Origin of the sequence: Synechococcus sp. BO 8801 (assembly GCF_002252675.1) — a bacterium.
Lineage (GTDB): Bacteria > Cyanobacteriota > Cyanobacteriia > PCC-6307 > Cyanobiaceae > Cyanobium.
This window is the reverse complement of record NZ_NQKY01000022.1, coordinates 18,765-37,934: the sequence shown is the minus strand read 5'-3', so window position 1 is coordinate 37,934 and position 19,170 is coordinate 18,765. Positions and strand designations below refer to the sequence as shown.

Below are 19,170 nucleotides of genomic sequence, written 5' to 3'. Positions count from 1 at the left end.
CTGGCCGGAGTGTAGAAATCCCTGCCTCCGACACACCCACCGGATGGGCGTTGTCACACACAGAGGGACTCAGCCGAAGGCGCTGAACAGGAGCACCAGGCCGATGACGCCGCCGAAGACGATCAGGGCATAGAACTGGACCCGGCCGGTCTCGAAGTACTTCAGGCCCTCGCCGCTGCCCAGGGTGAGCAGGCCGGTGAGGTTGACCACCCCATCCACCACCTTGGAGTCGACGTCGAGCACCTGGCGGGCCAGGCGGCGGCTGCCCTGCACGAACAGCTTCTCGTTGATGGCATCGAGGTACCACTTGTTGGCCAGGAACCGGTTGATGGCCGGGAAGCGACCCGCCACGGCGGTGCCCAGGTCGATGCGGTGCAGGGCGTAGGCGAGCACCGCCAGGCCGATGCCGAGGCTGGAGATGGCCACCGAGGCGCCCGCCAGGGGCAGGAACTCGCCCCAGCTGAACTCCTTGGCCACCTCGGCGGCCTCGACGGGGTCGACGAGGTTGCCGAAGCGGCTGTTCCAGGGGGTGCCGAGCAGGCCGATCAGCACCGACGGCACCGCCAGCACCACCAGGGGGGCCGCCATCTGCCAGCCCGACTCGTGCGGGTGGCTGGCGTGGGCGTGGTGGTCGTCGTCGGCGGATCCGCCGGAGGGCTGGCCGGCGGCGCTCAGCAGCTGGGCGCGGATGCCGGCGTCCTGGCCGCGGAAGGAGCCCTCAAACGTGAGGAAATAGAGGCGGAACATGTAGAAGGCGGTCATCCCGGCGGTCAGGAAGCCCATGGCCCAGAGCAGCGGGAAGCTGTTGAAGGCCTGGCCGAGGATCTCGTCCTTGCTCCAGAAACCCGCCAGGGGGGGGATGCCGCTGATCGCAATGCAGCCGATCAGGAAGGTGGCGGAGGTGATGGGCATGTATTGGCGCAGGCCGCCCATCAGGCGCATGTCCTGGGCCAGCACCGGCTCGTGGCCCACCACCTCCTCCATGGCGTGGATCACCGAGCCGGAGCCCAGGAACAGCATCGCCTTGAAGAAGGCGTGGGTGACCAGGTGGAACATGCCCGCCACCGGGGCGCCGCAGCCCATGGCCAGCATCATGTAGCCGAGCTGGGAGACGGTGCTGTAGGCCAGCCCCTTCTTCAGATCCATCTGGGTGAGGGCGATCGAGGCCCCCAGGAACAGGGTGATGGTGCCGATCACGGCGATCACCAGCTGCACCTGCGGAAAGGGCTCGTAGACCGGCTGCAGCCGGGCCACCAGAAACACGCCGGCCGCCACCATCGTGGCGGCGTGGATCAGGGCCGAGATGGGGGTGGGGCCCTCCATGGCGTCGGGCAGCCACACATGCAGGGGGAACTGGGCCGACTTGGCCATCGGACCCATGAACACCAGCAGGCAGAGCAGCACGGCCACCCCGGTGGGCAGGCCGCCACCGGCGACGGCGGCCGAGAGACGTTCACCGATCTCCTCGAAGCCGAAGCTGCCGGTGGCCCAGAACAGGCCCAGGATCCCCAGCAGCAGGCCGAAGTCGCCGACCCGGTTGACCACGAAGGCCTTCTGGGCGGCGTTGGCGGCGGCGTCACGGTCGTACCAGAAGCCGACGAGCAGGTAGGAGCACATGCCCACCAGCTCCCAGAACACGTAGATCTCGAGCAGGTTGGGGCTGATCACCAGCCCCAGCATCGAGCTGCTGAAGAGGGCCAGGTAGGTGAAGAAGCGGACATAGCCCTTGTCGTGGGCCATGTAGCCGTCGGAATAGACCATCACCAGCAGGGCGATGGTGGTGACCAGCGACAGCATCACCGCCCCGAGGGCGTCGACGCGGAAGCCCATCTGCAGGTGGAAGGTGCCGGCGCCGGCCCAGTCGAACAGCACCTCCGTGGCACCGGCCCCGGCCAGCTGCTCGGCCAGGATCGCGAAGCTCAGCACCGCGGCCATGCCCACGCTGGTGATCAGCAGCAGGGCCACCGGCTTGCGCAGGCGGTTGACGGTGCGGTTGAAAGTGATCAGCCCCAGCCCGGTGAGGCAGGCCCCCAGCAGGGGAAGCACCGGGATCAGCCAGGCAAGTTCGGAAGCGGCGGGCATCCTGGGGGCTCTGTTGGCGCGAGTTTAGGCAGGCCCGTCGGCCTGGCTCCGCCTCTGTGGTGGCCTGCCCATCGACCCCCGCCGGCTGGTGGGGGCTTCAGCCCAGCCAGTGGGCGAGGGCCGTGCGCGAGAAGGTGGTGGCGCCGAGGCCGATCCAGCGGTGGGCCCACCAGAACACGCCGATGGCGATGGCGATCCCCAGCTGGGAGGGCCGCAGGAATTCCGCCGGCACCAGCGTCTGGCGGCCGTCCAGAACGGCGGCGAAGGGCAGCACCGACGTGGAGGCCCGCAGCTCCTCGAAGGCGGCGCCGAAGCGGTGGCGCAGGCGCCGGTCCCCGTTCCAGACGGCGAACAGGTGGTGGCCGATCAGCCCCACGCAGGCCACCAGGGTGAAGCTGGTGCCGATCCAGAGCAGGTGGGTGGCGCACCAGAGCACCTGGCCCACGGCCTGGGGATGGCGGCTCACCCGGATGATCCCCGTGGCGTACAGACGCACCTGGGGCTTGAGCACCGCCGGGATCTCCAGCAGGTTGTAGGTGGCCGGATACAGGAACAGGAAGCTGATGGCCGTGCCGGTCCAGACCAGCGGCACCACCCAGGGCTGGTCCTGCAGGTTCCAGAGCCTGACCCCGTCGTAACGGTGGGCCAGGAAGTAGCCCACCACCACCACCGCCGAGGGAATGCTGAGCCCGGCGAACAGCAGGCGCCAGAGCCGGGCCCCGATCCGCTCCTCCCCCCAGACCCTCAGGGAGGCCCCGCCGCTGTGGATCAGGGCGAAGAGCACCAGCAGGGCCAGCATCACCACGCTGCTGTGCTGGGGGCCCGCGGTCAGCAGGGGAAGCGAGGCCATGGGGATGGGGCGTCCTGGAGCGGATGTGACAGGCCGATTCTTGCCACAGGGCGAGCCCCCTAGAGTTCCGCACGGCCTGCCGGCTCCGGCGAACGGTCCCCCCGCGGCCTCCCCGACCCATGGCAGATCTGCCTTTCACCCTCGACCAGCTGCGCATCCTGCGCGCCATCGCCAGTGAGGGCAGCTTCAAGAAGGCGGCCGACAGCCTCTACGTCACTCAGCCGGCGGTGAGTCTGCAGATCCAGAACCTGGAGAAACAGCTCGACGTCTCCCTGTTCGACCGCGGCGGCCGCAAGGCCCAGCTCACCGAAGCCGGCCACCTGCTGCTCAGCTACTGCGACCGGATCCTGAGCCAGTGCCAGGAGGCCTGCCGGGCCCTCGACGATCTCCACAACCTGCGCGGCGGCTCCCTGGTGGTGGGGGCCAGCCAGACGACGGGCACCTATCTGATGCCCCGGATGATCGGCCTGTTCCGCCAGAAGTACCCGGACGTGGCGGTGCAGCTGCAGGTGCACAGCACCCGCCGCACCGGCTGGAGCGTGGCCAACGGGCAGATCGATCTGGCGATCATCGGCGGCGAGCTGCCGGCGGATCTCAACGACCTGCTGCAGGTGGTGCCCTACGCCAACGACGAACTGGCCCTGGTGCTGCCCCCCAAGCACCCGCTCTCCCGCCTGCCCGAGCTCACCAAGGACGATCTCTACCGCCTCGGCTTCGTCTGTCTCGACGCCCAGTCCACCACCCGCAAGATGGTGGACCAGCTGCTCAGCCGCTCCAAGCTCGACGTGCAGCGGCTCAAGATCGAGATGGAGCTCAACTCCTTCGAGGCCATCAAGAACGCCGTTCAGGCGGGCCTGGGGGCGGCGTTCCTGCCGGTGGTGTCGATCGAGCGGGAGCTGGCCGCCGGCACCCTGCACCGGCCCCAGGTGGCCGACCTGATGGTGCGGCGCCAGCTGAAGCTGATCACCCACCCGGCCCGCTACTGCTCGCGGGCCGCCGACGCCTTCCGCCGGGAGGTGCTGCCGGTGTTCGCCAGCCCGGACAGCCCCCTGCGCCAGGTGCAGACGACGCCGGGGCTGGCCGAGCGCAACGGGCTCAGAACTGATCGGCCTCCGGTGTGATGCCGACGGCGTCATCGGCGGCGCCGGCGACCCCGCGGGTCTGGAACTTGTTGCCGGTGATGTCCGTCTGGTAGACGCAGCGGACGATCGGCTTGTCGCGCACCGAGCCGATGTAGGCGAAGGTGTTCATGCGCTGCTTGCACTGGCGCATCTGCTCGGCGGTCACGGCGCCCTCCTTCTGCAGCACCGACCAGTTCTCCCGGCGGATGACGCAACCGGGCTGGAGGGTCGGCTGGGTCACGAAGCTGCTGCTCGGGTTCATCGTGGTGTACAGCTCGATGTCCATCACGAAGGCGCTGGCGCCCCACTGCTTGCAGAACTCGGGGTCGGGCACCGCCATGTCGAGCTGCTGGGCGCTGGCGATGTTGCCCTGGTTCCCCTGGGTGGTGCTGGTCACGGCGCTGCCGATGCCGATGCCCACCACCAGCACGCCGGCCAGCACCGCCACCGTGGCCACGTTCAGCTGGATGTTGGGTCCGCCCCCGCCGCCGCCGCCGCCGTTGCCGGCGGGGGGCCGGCCGCCGCCGCCACCGTTGCTGCCGCGGCGGCCCTGGGGCCCGTAACGGGGATCCTCCCGGCGGTCATAGCCGGTGGCGAAGCGATCGGCCCGGTCGTCGTAGCGGTCGCTGCGGGGGTCGTTGCGGTCGGGTCGGGGCGCGTAGCCGCCCGGTTCGGGGCGGCCGGCGCTGCTGCGGGAGCGGGTCACAGGGTTTCCGGGCTGCGGGGCAGGCCCATCGAGTAGTTCAGAACCCGGGCCTCGGGGTTGTAGCTGAGTTCACCGGCCTGGAGCATCTGACGCACCAGCCCCTCGAGCTCGGAGCCGATGCGGCGCAGGCTGTAGTCGCTCAGTTCCTGGCCGGCCTGGGCCGCCACCAGCTCCCGGAACCGGGCGCGCACCTTCTCGAGGGCCGCCTCGTCCCAGAGGAACTCGTTGTCGGGATCGATGTCGAGGGTGAGCTGATCCGGGTCAGGGATGAGGTCGTTGTTCTCGACCCGCGCCGTGAACAGCCGGATGTGGCGGGTGGTGGACTTGAGCAGCGTCTCGACCATGGGCTCGGCCTCGGGGGCGGGGATCGTCAGAAGGGGGTGGCACCCATTGAGTGCTGCTCCAACTTTAGGTAGGTCGGCGGCCGATTCCGTCGCCGCGGCCCCCCGGCGCCGGTCGCCCCTGCCCTGGGAGGCCCGATAAGGTTGCTGCTGATCTCGGGTACGACATGCGGGTTGTCATCGCCGGGGCCGGTCTGGCCGGCCTGTCCTGCGCCAAATACCTCTGCGACGCCGGCCACACCCCGATCGTGCTCGAAGCCAGAGACGTGCTGGGCGGCAAGGTGGCGGCCTGGCAGGACGCCGATGGCGACTGGTACGAAACCGGTCTGCATATCTTCTTCGGCGCCTATCGCAACATGCGCCAACTCTTCGCCGAGCTGGACATCGAGGATCGCCTGCAGTGGAAGTCCCACTCCATGATCTTCAACCAGAAGGAAGTTCCCGGCACCTACAGCCGTTTCGATTTTCCGGATCTGCCGGCTCCGCTGAACGGGGTGGCGGCGATCCTGGGCAACAACGACATGCTCACCTGGCCGGAGAAGATCGCCTTCGGCCTCGGCCTGGTGCCGGCCATGCTGCGCGGCCAGGCCTATGTGGAGGAATGCGACAAGTACAGCTGGAGCGAATGGCTACGGATTCACAATATCCCCGAGCGCGTCAACGATGAAGTCTTTCTCGCCATGAGCAAGGCGCTCAACTTCATCAATCCCGAAGAGATCTCCAGCACGGTGGTGCTCACCGCCCTCAACCGCTTCCTCCAGGAAACGGACGGCTCCAAAATGGCCTTCCTGGACGGCAACCCGCCGGAGCGGCTCTGCCAGCCGATGGTCGAGTACATCGAGGCCCGGGGTGGTGAGGTCCATCTGGAGTCGCCCCTCAGGGAGATCCGCATCGACAAGGACGGCGCCGTGACGGGCTTCCGCATCGGCGGCATCAAGGGGCGGCCCGAGCGCGAGATCCAGGCCGACGCCTACGTGAGCGCCATGCCCGTTGATCCGCTCAAGCTGCTGCTGCCGGACGCCTGGAAGTCGCTGCCCTACTTCAGCAAGCTCGAGGGGCTGCGGGGGGTGCCGGTGATCAACATCCATCTCTGGTTTGACCGCAAGCTCACGGACATCGACCACCTGCTGTTCAGCCGTTCCGACCTGCTCAGCGTCTATGCCGACATGAGCAACACCTGCCGGGAGTACGAGGATCCCGACCGCTCCATGCTGGAGCTGGTGTTCGCCCCGGCCGCCGACTGGATCGGCCGCCCCGATGCGGAGATCGTGACCGCCACCATGGAGGAGCTCAAGCGCCTGTTCCCCATCCACTTCACCGGCGACACCCCGGCCGTGCTGCGCAAGTCGGTGGTCGTCAAGACGCCCCTCTCCGTCTACAAGACCGTGCCGGGCTGCCAGCAGCTGCGGCCCTCCCAGGACTCCCCCATCCCGAACTTCTTCCTGGCGGGCTGCTTCACCATGCAGCGCTACCTGGCCTCGATGGAGGGGGCGGTGCTGAGCGGCAAGCTCTGCGCCGCCGCTGTCGACGCCCACCTCTCCGGCAGTGGCCAGGGTCCGGCCCCCGCCCAGAGCCTGGCGACGGTGTGAGTGTGCTGGCCCCGCTGCCCCTCGATCGCGCTTCCGACCTGGAGGAGGCCTACGAATCCTGCCGACAGGAGACGGCGCAGTGGGCCAAGACCTTCTATCTCGGCACGATGCTGCTGCCGCCGGCCAAGCGCCGGGCGATCTGGGCGATCTACGTCTGGTGCCGCCGCACCGACGAACTGATGGACAGCGCCCAGGCCCAGACGCTGTCGGCCGAGGTCCTGCTGGAGCGTCTCGATGCCTGGGAGGAGCGCACCCGCGCCCTGTTCGCCGGCCATGCCGTCGATGGCCTCGACCGGGTGATGCTGGACACGATCGAGCGCTTTCCCCAGCCCCTGCAGGCCTACCTCGACATGATCGAGGGTCAGCGGATGGACGTGCTGCGCGACCGCTACGCCAGCTTCTCCGATCTCCAGCTCTATTGCTACCGGGTGGCGGGCACCGTGGGTCTGATGACCCAGGAGGTGATGGGGGTCGATGCGGCCTACACCTCCGCTCCCTGGAGCGAGCGTCCCGACACCTCCGAAGCGGCCGTGGCCCTGGGCATCGCCAACCAACTGACCAACATCCTGCGGGATGTGGGTGAGGATCGCGGTCGTGGCCGCATCTACCTGCCCCAGGAGGATCTCGACCGCTTCGGTTACTCCGAAGCCGATCTGATGGCCGGGCGTCTCAATGAGAACTGGCAGGCGCTGATGCGGTTCCAGCTGGAGCGGGCCCGGGACTGGTTCAACCGCTCCGAGGCCGGGGTGCGCTGGCTGGCTCCGGATGCCCGCTGGCCGGTGTGGGCATCGCTGCGGCTGTATCGGGGGATCCTTGATGTCATCGAGAGGTTGGATTATGACGTCTTCAATCACCGCGCCTTCGTGCCCAGGGTCGGCAAATTGCTGGATCTCCCCCTCTCCTATGTGATCGCCCAGACGCGATGAAGCGGCGCCCCATCCGCCAGGCCATCGGGCCGCTGAAGCTGCTGCTGCCTGCGTCTGTACGCCTCACCCTCGCCGCCACCGCCGGGCTGACGCTGCCGGGCCCGGCCCTGGCCCAGTCCCTGCCGGCCACGGTCAGCCCTCCCGAGGTGAAGGCGGTCGAGGGACTGGGGGCGGGATGGCCCGGCCCGATGCCCAGCGGCGACCGCCTGCCCCCCTTGCCCCCAGAGCTCCTGGGGGCCCTGACGATGGAGCAGGCGGCAGCCTGGGCCGTGGATCGCAATCCCGTGGTGCGCTCCGCCTATCAGTCGCTGGTGGCCACCCAGAACAGCCTCGGCGCCGCCTACGCCAGCTGGTGGCCGACCCTCAACCTCAGCCTCAACGGCGGGCCCTACGCCTCCAAGACCTTCTACAACTACCCCTTCAGTGCCTCCGCGGGCTTCTCCATCTCGGGCTCCGGTCTCAGCAGTCAGAGGGTGTTCGAGGCCAGCTACTTCCAGGCGATCGGCCAGATCGACACCACCTGGAACCTGATCGATCCCACCCGGTCGGCCACGATCTGGCAGAGCAAGTACCTGGTCCGCCAGGCGGCCGACACCTATGTGATCACCCGCCGCGACCAGCGCCTCAAGACCCAGTCGGCCTACATCGATCTGCAGCGGGCCCTCGCCGCCGTCCAGACCGGCCGTCAGATCGTCGAGAACGACGAGCTGCTGTATCGCCTCGCCCAGACCCGGGTGCAGATGGGGGTGGCCTCCCGGCTGGAGGTCTATAAGCAGCAGACGGTGTTGCTGGCCGATCGCCAGGCCCTGCTGGCCGCCGAGCAGCAGGTGGAGACCGCCCGGGCCAACCTCGCCCAGCTGCTGGCCACCCCCAGTCCCGACGCCCTCACCCCCGCCACGCCCTTCGCGCCCCTCGGCGCCTGGGAGCATTCCCTCGACGACTCGATCACGGCGAGCCTCGCCTACCGCAAGGTGCTCGAGCAGCAGCTCCTCGCCGTCCAGACCAACGAGGCCCAGGCGCGGATCTACCTGGCCACCTACCGCCCCACCCTGCAGCTGATCACGTCCCTCTACTGGACCAAGGGGGTGGGTTATCTCAACCAGGGCCCCCCGTTCGTGCCCAATGCCCGCTCCGACGAATGGAACGGATCGGCCTTGCTGCAACTGACGTTCACGGGCTTCGACGGCGGCCAGGCCCGTATGAACGCCGCCGCCGCCCGCCGCCAGGCGGCGGCCGCCGCCGAGACCTACAGCGCCACCGTGCTGCAGGTGCGCAGCGACGTGCAATCCCTGGTGGCCCAGGCCCGCTCCGGCCGCAGCATCGTGCTGGCCGGCGCCGAACGGGTCAAAGCGGCCAACGGGGCCCTGCGCCTCCAGACCCTGCGCTTCAACGCCGGCTACGGCACGATCACCGATGTGGTGCAGGCCCAGCAGGAGATCAGCCAGGCGGTGAGCTCCTACATCCAGAACCTGGCCACCTACAACGACACCCTGGTGCAGCTCAGCCGCTCGAGCGGCCTGCAGGTTCAGCCTGATCCCGCCCTGCTCCAGGCGGTGGGCAATCCTCTGCAGACCCTGCGTCTGCCGACACGGATGGGGCAGATGCGCTGATCTGCTCCAGGCGTCGCTGGCGCATGGCCCGGGCCCGGGCACTGAGCTGCTCGAAGCCGGGGTCGTTGAGGATCGAGCAGACCTGGCCCTGCAGTTCGCTGGCGTTGATGTTGATCTCCATCTGCCGGATCTGGTCCCGCAGGGAGTTCTCCCGGTCCGCCACCGCCCCCGACATGCGGTTGAAGGCCCGCACCAGCCGGCCGATGGCGTCGTCCGACGGGTAGGTGAGGGCCTGATGGCCCTGGCCGTCGGCGATGGCATCGGCGGCGGTCGCCAGCTCCCGCAGCTCCCGCCGGATGCCGCGGGCGATCAGCCAGGCGGCGACGCCACTGGCGCTGATCAGGATCAAGGTGAGGATCACCAGCCGGCGGACCATCTCGTCCTTGGCCTCCTGCATCGGCAGGAGGGCATCCGCGAGGGCCTCCTCCTCCACGGAGACGACCGCCAGCCAGTTCCACTCCGGGAAGGCGGCGATGTACAGGTGCTGCAGCACCGGGGTGGTGGAGCCCGGGGGGCGCACCATGGCCTTGCGCTCGAAGGGCTCGCTATGGCCGAGGGTGCGTGGATCGGGAATGCCGCCGTTCTGGCGCAGGGCCATGGCCAGGTCGATGCAGGCCTGGGTGTCCACGGTCTGGTAGCTGCAGTACAGCCCACCGGTGGGGGTGATGCCGAAGAAGGCCGCCTGGTGGGTCTCGGCGGGGAAGAGGCTGGAGCCGGCGGCGAGGAGCTTGGAAGCGGCCTGGGTGCTGACGTCCACCAGCAGGGCCAGGTGGCCTTCGCCGGGTTTCCGACCCGAAAGAACGGTCAGCCGGGCCATCCGCCATTCCCCATCCAGCTGCAGCATGGCGCTGCGACTCATCTCCGCAGCCGGAGCGCCCTTGAAGAGGTGTTGGAAGTCGTCCACCGTGGCTGGCAGGGCAGGGGCGCCGGGCTCCAGGGCCTGGCCCTGGCTGGTGATGCCCGTGAGCCGGCGCCAGGTGCCGCTGCGGTCGCGGTAGTAGACGGCGGCCCGCTCCCGCAGCAGGGCCAGGGGGAGTCGCAGCCGGTCGTTGAGCAGGGCGGGGGCCTGGTCCTGCGTCAGGGGCTGGCCCTTCCAGGACAGGCGGCCTTCGGTGTCCATCCGCAACGGCGCCAGGGCCTTGCGCAGGTCCTTGGAGTCCTGACGGATGACCCGGCTGAACTCCTCGGCCGACTTCTCGATGATGGAGGTGGTGACCGCCAGGGAGGAGAGGTTGTCGTGGTCGAACATGGTGCTGATCTCGATCCGGGCCTTCTGGGCCAGGCGGATCGAGCCGATCGTGGCCAGCGCCAGGAAGATCGCCAGGCTCACGAGCGGGCCGCTGACCCCCAGGAGCATCAGCCGCACGGACAGGCGCAAGGGTCGCCCCCTCCTCACCCCCGCTGTCCGTTGAGGCCGTCCCGCGAGCCGTTGGCGAATCGTCAAAAGGGCCTTCAACGCCATGCCTATGATTTTCCCACGTCCGTGAGATGGATCGCTTCATGACCAGGATCCTTTCCGTCCATTCCTTCCGCGGTGGAACGGGAAAATCCAACCTCTCGGCGAATCTGGCGGCCGCATTCGCGGCCCGCGGACTCAGGGTCGGCGTCTTCGACACCGATCTTGCTTCACCAGGTATTCATGTGCTGTTTGGGTTCACGGCAGGGCCGGAATCCCATACGCTCAATGATCATCTTCAGGGCTCCATTCCGATTGAACAGTGCTCCCATGACGTGACCCCCGCCTCGATGGCGGGCGGCAAGGGGCGCATCTTTCTGGTGCCTGCCGCCATGGAGGGCGACCGGATCGCCCGGCTGCTGCGGGAAGGCTATGAAGTGGAGCGGCTCAACGATGCCCTGTTCAGCCTGGGCCAGAGCCAGCACCTGGATCTGCTGATCGTGGACACCCACCCCGGGATCAATGAGGAGACCCTGCTCACCACCGCCATCTCCGACTGTCTGGTGATGGTGATGCGCCCCGACCAGCAGGACTACCTCGGCACGGCCGTGGCGATCGAAGTGGCCCAGAGGCTGATGGTGCCCGAGGCCCGCCTGGTGGTGAACAAGCTGCCGGCCCATTTCGATGCCGAACAGGTGCGCGCCCGGGTGGCCCAGAGCTATGGCATTCCCGTCGGAGCGATCCTGCCCCTCAGCGACGACCTGCTCACCATCGCCAGTGGCAGCCTGGCCCTGATGGATGTCCCCACCCATCCATGGAGCACCGGTGTGACCCAACTCGCGGCTGACCTCGCCGATGCGCTCCTCTGAGCCCGACAACGGTGCTGATCCCGCCGCCGCCGGCCCGCTGACCATGGCCCGGCTGCTGGCGCTCGAACCCGCCGCGTTGCGCCAGCTGCTGACGACGGGCCTGCGGGCCGGACTGGCCGAGGCCGAGCTCGACGCCGGTTGTGCGGCCGCGGTGGCCCCGGGTCAGGCGCCGGCGGAGCTGCGGGCCCTTCTGCAGGAGCGGGGCTGGCTGGCCTGGGATCCCGATCGCCAGCGCTGGCGCACCCGGCTGGGCGCCACCAGGCCGGCGGCGCCACCTCAGGGCTGATCCGCCAGCGCCAGCCACTCCTCCAGCGCCGGGTTCACCAGGGAGGGATTTTCGTCGTGGGGGCAGTGGCCGAGGCCGCTCAGGACGCGCAGGTCGCGGACGGCGGCGAAGGCCCCGGCCCAGCGCCGCGCCTCGGCCACCGGCTCCCATGGATCCGCTTCCCCCCACAGCAGCCGGACCGGGATGGTCAGTTCCGCCAGCAGGTCGGGGGCGAGGCGGTCGCGGAAGAGGTTGATGAAGCCCCGGAAGCTCTCGTCGGCGCCGGGGCTGCGCGCCGGGGTCAGTAGCAGCTGCACCAGCTGGTCGTCGATGCCCTCGCCGGAGGGGTAGGCGGCGCCCAGCACCCGGCGGATCACGCCAGGGTTGGCCACCCAGCGGAACAGGCGGCCCGTGAGCCACCGCTGGCGCACCAGGCGCTTGAGCAGGGGCCGGCCGATCCTGCGCAGGGGCGGCTGCTCGCTCAGGCGGCGGTCGTCGAGGCTGCGCTGGGCACAGTCGATCAGGATCACCTGGCGGGCGTCGTCGCCGAGCCTGGCGGCGGCGGCCAGGGCCACGACGCCCCCGATCGAATTGCCGACCAGCTGGACCGGCGTGCCGATCACCTCCCGCACGAAGGCGGCCACCTGGTCGGCCCACAGGTCGATGCCGTAGCGGAGCGCCAGCCCATCCTCCGGCTCATCCTCGAGCCGGGAGGGGGGCTTGCTGCTGGCCCCGAAACCCACCAGGTCGATGGCGTAGACCGGGCGCCGGCCGGCCAGCGCCGGCAGGTTGTGGCGCCAGTGCTCCTTGCAGGCGCCGAAGCCGTGGATCAGCAGCACGGGCAGCGCTCCGCTCGCCTCCGGGGCCGCCGATGCCTGGGTCACGTAGCTGATCGTCTGCCCCTGCCACGACCAGGTGCCCAGCCAGTCCGCCGGGAAGATCGTGCCGTCGTCGGCCGGGAGTGAGACGGACATGGGGCCTGGGGTCGGGGGACTCAATGGGACCCCTTCCAGGGTTCGACCCTGCCATCTTCGATGGCCCAGATCCGATCGGCGTCATCCAGCAGGCGCAGGTCGTGGGTCACCAGCAGCACGGAGCTGCCCCGTTTGCGGCAGAGGTCGCCCAGCAGGGCCACCACCTCCTGGCCGGAGCTGCTGTCGAGGGAGGCGGTGGGTTCGTCCGCCAGGACCAGATCAGGCTCGGGGGCCAGGGCCCGGGCGATCGCCACCCGCTGCCGCTGGCCGCCGGAGAGTTCGGAAGGGAAGTGGTGCAGGCGGTGGCCCAGACCCACCGCCTCGAGCAGGGCGGTGGCCCGGTGCCGGCGCCGCTCGGGGTCCGGCTCGCTCAGCTGCAGCACCAGCGCCACGTTCTGCAGGCTGGTGAGGGAGGCCACCAGGTTGTGGCTCTGGAAGATGAAGCCGATGCGGCGGCGGATCTCCACCCGCATCCGCTCGCTGGAGCGCCGCACCTCACTGCCCAGCACCCGCAGGGAGCCCTCCTGGACCGATCGCAGCGCCCCCACCAGGGTGAGCAGGGTGCTCTTGCCGCTGCCGGAGGGCCCCACCAGCAGGGTGATCTCGCCGGGGTTCACGGTGAAGCTGATCCCGTGCAGGATCTCGCTGCGCAGTGGACCTTCCCCGTAGGCGTGGCGCAGATTCTCGGCGACGACAGGCAGCATCGGGTTCAGAAGACGCTGGCCGGATCCGCATCCCGCAGCTTGTTGAGCGCGATGGCGGCCGCCACGGCGCAGACCCCGATGGTGAGACTGAACACCAGCACGGTCTTGCCGGTGGTCATCACGATCTGGATGCCGGAGACGGCGGTGAGGAAGGCATAGAGGGCGGCGCTCGCCACCAGGGCGGGAACAAACGAGGAGATCGCCAGGATCGAGGCCTCCTGCAGCACCAGGATCAGCAGGAATCGGTTGCGGAAGCCCAGGGCCTTGAGGGTGGCGTACTCGTGCAGGTGGTCGCTGACATCGGTGTACAGCACCTGATAGACGATCACCCCACCCACCAGCAGACCCATGATCGTGCCGAAGCCGAAGATGATGCCGAAGGAGGAGCTGGTGTTCCAGTAGTTCTGCTCGTTCGCGATCAATTCGGGCTTGGTGAACACCTGCAGCTGGCTGCCGTAGAGGGCCCGCAGGTGACGCTGAACGGGGGCGATGGCGGCCGGATCGCTGACGCGGATCAGGCCCATGGAGATCTCGCCCTCGTTGATCTGCTTGTAGGCCAGCTGCAGGGCCGTGGTGTCGCTGCTGATCAGGTTGCTGTCGGCGGCGAAGGTGGAGCCGAGGCGGAACAGGCCCACCACCCGGAAGGTCTTGGAGTAGTCGGAGAGGATCATCGTCTGGCTCCCCTGGGCCTTGACCGCGGCGGCGACCGGTCCGGTGTTGCTGTTGCCGGCCGCGTCGAAGAGCACGTAGCCGGGGGTGCGGATGCGGTCGATCTGCTCGCGCACCGGCGCCAGATCGAGAATCTGCTGGTCGGGATCGAAACCGATCAGTCGCAGGCTGGTGGGCTTGATCCCGCCCATCTGCTGGGCGTTCACATTGGCGACATAGACGGGGATGACATCGGCCACCCCCGGCACCCCCAGCGACTGATAGAGCTGGGACTGGGGGAACTGCTGGAAGGCGCCGCTGTCCCGGGTGCCGGGGCTGATCACCACCAGATCCGTGATCAGGGCCTGGTAGAAGGTGGTGGCGCTGGTGAGCAGACCCGACTGGAAGCCCAGCTGCATGAACATCAGCAGGGCGGCGAAGCCGATGCCGGTGACGGCCACCAGGTAGCGGATCGGCTGGCGCTTCAGCTGCAGCCAGGCCACCGGCAGATCGCCCAGGCTGCGTTTCAGGGAGCGGCCGATCACGGCAGGAAGCGGACGTTCACGTTCAGCCCGCTGAGCTTGGCGAGGCGGGCGGAGTCGGCGGGGGTCAGCGCGATCTTCACCAGCACCACCCGGGCATTGACGTTGTTGTTGGAATTGACGCTGAAAAGATCCCGGTCGGAGACCTCCCCGGTGATGTCCAGGACCCGGCCCTGCAGCTTGCCGCTGAAGCCGCCGCTCTCCGGCCAGATCTCGACGGGCTGGTCAGGTCGCACCTGGGGAATGTCGCTCTGGAACACCTGGGCCCAGACCTGCATGGCGCCGATCTTGCCGATCTGGGCGAGCCCCTGGTCGGTTTCCTTCATGCCCGGCCAGCTGTAGATCCGCAGCAGCTTGCCGTCGAGGGGGGAGCGGATCTCGGCGTTCCGCAGCTGGCTGCGGGCCTGGGCCAGGTTGGCCTTGGCCACCGCCACGTCGGCGAGGGCCACCTCGCGGTCGACCGGGCGGACCGTGAGGTTGTCGTAGAGGGTGCCCTTGAGGGCCTGGATGTTGGCCTGGCCCTGGGCGAGGGCCGCATCGGCCTTGCCGAGTTCCTCCTCGGAGATCGCCCCGGCCTTGAACAGCTCCACGCTCTTCTGCTGGCTGATCTTGAGATAGGGAATCACCACCTGCTCGGCCTTGAGATCCGCCTCGGCCTTGGCACGGGCCCCCTGGCGGGCCCCTGCATCCACCTGGGCCAGCTTGGCCTCGCTGAGGGCCAGCTGGCTCTCGGCCTGGACGACTCCCTTGCGCAGGCTGGCCCAGCTGCTGAGGAACCCCAGCAGCTGGTCGCGGCGGATCGCTGCCCCCTCGGGCACCAGCCACTTGTCGACGACCTCCGAGCCGCCGCTGTTGCCTGAGGCGGTGGAGAGGGACACGACGCCCCCCTGGGGGGTGAGGCGTCCCAGGGCGGTCACGGCCCGGGGCGCCAGGGGCGGCGGCGGCGGGGCGGGCCGGTGGGTCAGCTGCCAGCCCGCCAGCCCCAGCACGGCCAGCACCGACACCGTGACGACCTTGCGGCGGCCGCTGCCCCAGGCCCGCTCCCGCCAGGTGCGCTGCAGGCCCTCCAGCCTGTCGCCGTGCGGCGTTTCCGTCACGAACCGAGGGGCTCCGGGCGCGCCATGGTAACCGCGGGATCCGCGCCCAGCCAGCGGCGGTGCATGCGGCGGTACTCGATCGAGAGGATGTCGGAGGCCACATGCCGCTCCTGGGTGAGATCCAGGGGGACGGGGGTCGGTCGCTGGCTGCGCACCACCCCATGGTCCTCCTGGAAGATGGTGCGGGAGATGGCGATCGACTGGGCTTCGCTGCCGGGCAGCCGCAGGCGCTTGCGTTTGGAATACTTCACCCAGCGGGCCAGGGTGTGGGTGTCGCTCTGGGGAAGGCTGGCGTTGAAGAAGACGAAGCGCAGCTGGTCGCCGATGCTGGTGTCGACGATGTTGAGGTTGGGGTAATAGAAGCTGAAGGTGGTGGTGGCGCACAGGGGGCCGCTCTGGCCGCTCAGGGTGCGCAGCAGCTTCAGGACCCCTTTCACCGGCAGTTCGAAGCTCACCGTGGCGGCGATCATGCGGTCCTCCTTGCGGAGATCGACGGGGATCGACAGGGGTGAATCCTGGCTGGCGAAGGTGCTCTTGTGCACCCAGTAAGCATGGGAATTGTCGAGGTTGGACTCGATCACCCGGCTGAAGTGGGTGTCCCAGTCGAAGCTGCTCTCCACATGGCCCCAGGCGTCGTCCGGGAAGACGGGCAGATCGGGCAGCAGGGCAGGATCGGGCGGGCCCTCGCCCCACCACATCCAGATGAAGCCCCGGGACTCGACCGCCGGCCGCTCACCCACCAGGTCGCTGCGCGCCGGAGGGCTGGAGCCGGCCGGCTCGGCGGGAGCCTCCAGGCAGGTCCCGTCGGCGGCGAATTTCCAGCCGTGGAAGGGGCAGCGCAGGCAGCCGCCCTCCTCCAGCCGCCCCAGGGCCAGGGAGGCCCCCCGGTGGGGACAGCGGTCGCTGAACAGCCTGGGCCGGCCTTCCGCATCCGGGAAGAGCACGAAATCGTGGCCCGCGAAGGGGACGGCCACCGGACCCTGGCGGAAGGCGAACGAAGAGGCGACGGCGTACCAGCAGTTCCGGGCCAGTTGAGACACCTGGGGAGGGGATGTCTCTGAGGCGCTCCCAGCCAATGACATGCTCTGCCGATGCTGCGCGGATCTTAAGCGAAGCGTCCCGATCGAGAGAGCGACACCCCCTAGATTGGCGCCGCCGCCAAGGTTGGGTCGCCCCACACTGCCGTCCGAATGATTCGCAAGTGATTCGCAAGCTGCGCAGTCCCCTGGCGATCGTGTTTCTCACCCTGTTGCTGGACAAGCTGGGCGAAAACATCGTCTATCCCCTGCTTCCCTTCATCCTCGAGAAGTTCTCTCCCGACGGACTCACCCTGGGGCTGCTGGCCTCCACGGCCACCCTGTTTTCCGTGCTGGCGTCACCGATCATCGGTTCCCTCAGTGATGCCTGCGGCAGGCGGCCGGTGATCCTTCTCTGCGTGGCCATCAACTGTCTGTCCCTGTTCATGTTCGGCCTGGCCGGAACCCTGGGGCTGATCTTTCTCTCCAGGGCGATCAACGGCGTCTCCACGGCCACCGTCGGCACCGCCCAGGCCTACATCTCCGATATCTCCACCCCGGCGAACCGGGCCCGCAACTTCGGCATCAGCGGCGCCGCCTTCGGCCTCGGGGCCATCGCCGGCCCGGCCCTGGGGGGGGCGCTGGTGGGATTCGGCATGCGCATTCCGGTGTTCGTGGCCGCCGCCCTGGCGGCCTACAACTTCCTGATGGCGTTTCTGTATCTCAAGGAGACGCTGCCGCTCCCGAACAGGCCCCGCTTCCAGTGGTCCCAGATCAACGGACTGGCCCCGGTCATGGCCCTGCTGGCGCTGCCGAAGGCGAACCGCGTGGCGCTGGCCTTCTGCTGCTTCAACTTCGCCTTCAGCGGCTTCACCACCCTGCTGGTGCTCTATCTCAAGGATCAGTTCTCCTGGTCGGCCTCCCAGTCGAGCGGCATCTTCGTGATCGTCGGCCTCACCGTCACCTATGTGCAGGTGGCCCTCACCGGCCCGCTGGTGCGGCGCCATGGGGAGGCCCGCCTCAACATCTACGGTCTGCTGGCGGTCGCCGCCGGCATCGCCCTGATCCCCCTGGCCAGTGTTTTTGGAGCCGCTGCCGCCGTCGTGATTGTCACGGCCGCCGTGATGCTGTCGGTGGGGGCGGCCTGCGTGATCCCCACGGCCCGCAGCCTGGTCTCGCGGCTGGTCCCGGAGAACCGGCAGGGCGTGATGCTGGGCAGCCTGCTGGCCATCACGGGCCTGGCCAGTGCCCTGGGTCCGATGCTGGCGGGGGTGCTCTACGACCTCTCCCCCACCCTCTGCTTCCTGCTCCAGGCGGTGGTCTGCCTGCTGGGGGCGCCCCTGCTGCGCGGCGTCAGGGAGCCGGTGCCGGTCCCCGTCGACATCGCCGGCTGAACTGGCGCTCTGATGTCGGCGTCTCAGGCGCGGGCGTGTTCGCGCATCATCCGCCGGTACTCCACCAGGATCAGGTCGGACTCGATCAGCACCTCATTCGAGCCCCGGAAGCTCACCCGCTTGGGCTGCTGTTCGCTGATCACGGCGGCGTCCTCCTTGGAGATCTGCAGGCCCGTGTCCAGGGTGACGCGATCGAACAGGCGATTCAGCACCGGCGTGGCGGTGAGGAAATTGCGGCCGTTGGTGACCCGGACGGTGGTTTCGCCGTCGTTGTCGGGCACATGGGCCTGCAGGGCCGCCAGGGTCACCGCGCCGAAATGGATGATCGAGACCACCACGTTGGGGTAGAGGAAGCGGTACTCCTTGTAGGCATTGGCGCTGTCCCCCTTCAGCAGCAGGCGGGTGAGCCCGTTGAGCTTCTTGACCTTGATCGGCATGCGCCCGTAAAGGCTGCCGGGTTCCACCTGCACCGGATAGTGCTCGAGGCTGAAATCCGTGGTCGGGTCCACCCGTCCGATGCTTTTGCCGTGCACGAAGGCGGCGTGGGTGGGGTCGATGCCGTTCTCGATCGTGCGGGTGAAATGGGTGGCGTAGGTGTAGGCCATGTCACCGCCGGCCCGCAGGGTCAGCCCGTCCAGTTCCGGGATGTCGAGCACATCGCCATCGGGGCTGGCCTGGCCGCCGGCGAGCCACAGCCAGACGAACCCGTGCCGCTCCCGGGTGGGGAAGGTGCGCAGCCGCGCCTGGCGCGGGATCGACTCCTCGACCCGCAGGGCCGGGATGTGCACGCAGGTGCCCTGGGCGTCGTACTGCCAGCCGTGGTACGGACAGACCAGGCTGTCCCCCTTCGCCCAGCCCCCCGCCAGAGAGCAGCCCCGGTGGGCGCAGCGGCCATCGAAGGCCAGCACCCGGCCGCCGCCATCGCGCATCAGCACCACCTCCCGGCCCTGGAAGCGGTGGGCCAGGGGCTGGTCGCCCACCTGGCTGGAGAGTCCGACGGCATACCAGCAGTCGGTGGGCCAGGGGGACGGCGTCGGCAT

Annotated in this window: 18 protein-coding genes; 7 read left to right on the top strand and 11 right to left on the bottom strand. The window is 68.9% G+C overall.

Annotated elements, in window-relative coordinates; all coding sequences use genetic code 11:
- Positions 1 to 69: 69 nt before the first annotated feature.
- Both CJZ86_RS13715 and CJZ86_RS13710 read right to left on the bottom strand, forming a co-directional pair.
- Entirely contained in the window at positions 70 to 2,082 is a 2,013-nt protein-coding gene (locus CJZ86_RS13715; RefSeq protein ID WP_094586724.1) for an NAD(P)H-quinone oxidoreductase subunit 5, read from the bottom strand.
- Between the two features lie 97 nt (positions 2,083 to 2,179).
- Positions 2,180 to 2,932, bottom strand: a complete 753-nt coding sequence (locus CJZ86_RS13710; RefSeq protein WP_094586722.1) for an NnrU family protein — start codon at positions 2,930 to 2,932, stop codon at positions 2,180 to 2,182.
- A gap of 119 nt (positions 2,933 to 3,051) precedes the next feature.
- On the opposite strand from CJZ86_RS13710, the gene CJZ86_RS13705 reads away from it, so the two are divergent.
- On the top strand, positions 3,052 to 4,053 hold the full coding sequence (locus CJZ86_RS13705) for a LysR family transcriptional regulator (protein ID WP_094586720.1): 1,002 nt from the start codon (positions 3,052 to 3,054) through the stop codon (positions 4,051 to 4,053).
- Here the strand turns inward: CJZ86_RS13705 and CJZ86_RS13700 are convergent.
- Together CJZ86_RS13700 and CJZ86_RS13695 are read right to left on the bottom strand one after the other, a co-directional pair.
- Entirely contained in the window at positions 4,028 to 4,759 is a 732-nt protein-coding gene (locus CJZ86_RS13700) for a DUF3172 domain-containing protein (RefSeq protein WP_094586718.1), read from the bottom strand. The two genes, CJZ86_RS13705 and CJZ86_RS13700, sit on opposite strands and share 26 nt — an antisense overlap.
- The gene (locus CJZ86_RS13695; RefSeq protein WP_094586716.1) at positions 4,756 to 5,103 is read right to left on the bottom strand and encodes an NAD(P)H-quinone oxidoreductase subunit M; all 348 of its coding nucleotides are present in this window, start codon (positions 5,101 to 5,103) and stop codon (positions 4,756 to 4,758) included. Before CJZ86_RS13695 ends, CJZ86_RS13700 begins: the two co-directional genes overlap by 4 nt.
- 164 nt (positions 5,104 to 5,267) lie before the next feature.
- On the opposite strand from CJZ86_RS13695, the gene pds reads away from it, so the two are divergent.
- Genes pds through CJZ86_RS13680 form a run of 3 tightly spaced genes read left to right on the top strand, consistent with a single transcriptional unit; the run spans position 5,268 to position 9,225 of the window.
- Positions 5,268 to 6,689, top strand: a complete 1,422-nt coding sequence (gene pds / locus CJZ86_RS13690) for a 15-cis-phytoene desaturase (RefSeq protein WP_094586714.1) — start codon at positions 5,268 to 5,270, stop codon at positions 6,687 to 6,689.
- Positions 6,686 to 7,615 (top strand): phytoene synthase, encoded by a 930-nt coding sequence (locus CJZ86_RS13685; protein ID WP_502690438.1) that lies wholly within the window; start codon positions 6,686 to 6,688, stop codon positions 7,613 to 7,615. Before pds ends, CJZ86_RS13685 begins: the two co-directional genes overlap by 4 nt.
- A complete protein-coding gene (locus tag CJZ86_RS13680) occupies positions 7,612 to 9,225 on the top strand; it encodes a TolC family protein (protein WP_094586712.1) in 1,614 nt (537 codons plus the stop codon). The genes CJZ86_RS13685 and CJZ86_RS13680 overlap by 4 nt, the downstream gene beginning before the upstream one ends.
- Here CJZ86_RS13680 and CJZ86_RS13675 read toward each other — a convergent pair.
- Positions 9,116 to 10,603, bottom strand: coding sequence for a HAMP domain-containing protein (locus tag CJZ86_RS13675; protein WP_143594163.1), 1,488 nt, complete (start codon positions 10,601 to 10,603; stop codon positions 9,116 to 9,118). The two genes, CJZ86_RS13680 and CJZ86_RS13675, sit on opposite strands and share 110 nt — an antisense overlap.
- A 110-nt stretch (positions 10,604 to 10,713) precedes the next feature.
- Between CJZ86_RS13675 and CJZ86_RS13670 the strand changes: the two genes are divergently transcribed.
- Together CJZ86_RS13670 and CJZ86_RS13665 are read left to right on the top strand one after the other, a co-directional pair.
- On the top strand, positions 10,714 to 11,490 hold the full coding sequence (locus tag CJZ86_RS13670; RefSeq protein ID WP_190610503.1) for a MinD/ParA family ATP-binding protein: 777 nt from the start codon (positions 10,714 to 10,716) through the stop codon (positions 11,488 to 11,490).
- Complete coding sequence (locus tag CJZ86_RS13665; RefSeq protein WP_094586708.1) at positions 11,477 to 11,776, top strand: hypothetical protein; 300 nt, start codon at positions 11,477 to 11,479, stop codon at positions 11,774 to 11,776. The genes CJZ86_RS13670 and CJZ86_RS13665 overlap by 14 nt, the downstream gene beginning before the upstream one ends.
- Here CJZ86_RS13665 and CJZ86_RS13660 read toward each other — a convergent pair.
- Genes CJZ86_RS13660 through CJZ86_RS13640 form a run of 5 tightly spaced genes read right to left on the bottom strand, consistent with a single transcriptional unit; the run spans position 11,767 to position 16,760 of the window.
- Positions 11,767 to 12,729 carry an alpha/beta fold hydrolase gene (locus CJZ86_RS13660; protein ID WP_094586706.1) on the bottom strand — a complete coding sequence of 321 codons (963 nt, stop codon included), beginning with the start codon at positions 12,727 to 12,729 and terminating at the stop codon, positions 11,767 to 11,769. The two genes, CJZ86_RS13665 and CJZ86_RS13660, sit on opposite strands and share 10 nt — an antisense overlap.
- A gap of 20 nt (positions 12,730 to 12,749) precedes the next feature.
- Positions 12,750 to 13,433: an ABC transporter ATP-binding protein gene (locus CJZ86_RS13655; protein WP_094586704.1), complete on the bottom strand. Its 684-nt coding sequence runs from the start codon at positions 13,431 to 13,433 to the stop codon at positions 12,750 to 12,752.
- 5 nt (positions 13,434 to 13,438) lie between these two features.
- Positions 13,439 to 14,626: an ABC transporter permease DevC gene (gene devC, locus CJZ86_RS13650; RefSeq protein ID WP_094586702.1), complete on the bottom strand. Its 1,188-nt coding sequence runs from the start codon at positions 14,624 to 14,626 to the stop codon at positions 13,439 to 13,441.
- The gene (locus CJZ86_RS13645; RefSeq protein WP_094586700.1) at positions 14,623 to 15,720 is read right to left on the bottom strand and encodes an HlyD family efflux transporter periplasmic adaptor subunit; all 1,098 of its coding nucleotides are present in this window, start codon (positions 15,718 to 15,720) and stop codon (positions 14,623 to 14,625) included. Before CJZ86_RS13645 ends, devC begins: the two co-directional genes overlap by 4 nt.
- Positions 15,717 to 16,760, bottom strand: coding sequence for an aromatic ring-hydroxylating dioxygenase subunit alpha (locus CJZ86_RS13640; protein ID WP_158219574.1), 1,044 nt, complete (start codon positions 16,758 to 16,760; stop codon positions 15,717 to 15,719). Before CJZ86_RS13640 ends, CJZ86_RS13645 begins: the two co-directional genes overlap by 4 nt.
- A 161-nt stretch (positions 16,761 to 16,921) precedes the next feature.
- Here CJZ86_RS13640 and CJZ86_RS13635 point away from each other — a divergent pair, with 161 nt between their 5' ends.
- On the top strand, positions 16,922 to 18,130 hold the full coding sequence (locus tag CJZ86_RS13635) for an MFS transporter (protein ID WP_158219573.1): 1,209 nt from the start codon (positions 16,922 to 16,924) through the stop codon (positions 18,128 to 18,130).
- Between the two features lie 23 nt (positions 18,131 to 18,153).
- Here the strand turns inward: CJZ86_RS13635 and CJZ86_RS13630 are convergent, their stop codons facing one another.
- Positions 18,154 to 19,170, bottom strand: a complete 1,017-nt coding sequence (locus tag CJZ86_RS13630; protein WP_094586696.1) for a Rieske 2Fe-2S domain-containing protein — start codon at positions 19,168 to 19,170, stop codon at positions 18,154 to 18,156.

Coding starts and splice junctions, on each gene's coding strand:
- CJZ86_RS13715 (WP_094586724.1), bottom strand. CDS start 2,082: ATGCCCGCCGCTTCCGAACTTGCCTGGCTGATCCCGGTGCTTCCCCTG.
- CJZ86_RS13710 (WP_094586722.1), bottom strand. CDS start 2,932: ATGGCCTCGCTTCCCCTGCTGACCGCGGGCCCCCAGCACAGCAGCGTG.
- CJZ86_RS13705 (WP_094586720.1), top strand. CDS start 3,052: ATGGCAGATCTGCCTTTCACCCTCGACCAGCTGCGCATCCTGCGCGCC.
- CJZ86_RS13695 (WP_094586716.1), bottom strand. CDS start 5,103: ATGGTCGAGACGCTGCTCAAGTCCACCACCCGCCACATCCGGCTGTTC.
- pds (WP_094586714.1), top strand. CDS start 5,268: ATGCGGGTTGTCATCGCCGGGGCCGGTCTGGCCGGCCTGTCCTGCGCC.
- CJZ86_RS13680 (WP_094586712.1), top strand. CDS start 7,612: ATGAAGCGGCGCCCCATCCGCCAGGCCATCGGGCCGCTGAAGCTGCTG.
- CJZ86_RS13670 (WP_190610503.1), top strand. CDS start 10,714: ATGGATCGCTTCATGACCAGGATCCTTTCCGTCCATTCCTTCCGCGGT.
- CJZ86_RS13665 (WP_094586708.1), top strand. CDS start 11,477: ATGCGCTCCTCTGAGCCCGACAACGGTGCTGATCCCGCCGCCGCCGGC.
- CJZ86_RS13660 (WP_094586706.1), bottom strand. CDS start 12,729: ATGTCCGTCTCACTCCCGGCCGACGACGGCACGATCTTCCCGGCGGAC.
- CJZ86_RS13655 (WP_094586704.1), bottom strand. CDS start 13,433: ATGCTGCCTGTCGTCGCCGAGAATCTGCGCCACGCCTACGGGGAAGGT.
- CJZ86_RS13630 (WP_094586696.1), bottom strand. CDS start 19,170: ATGCCGACGCCGTCCCCCTGGCCCACCGACTGCTGGTATGCCGTCGGA.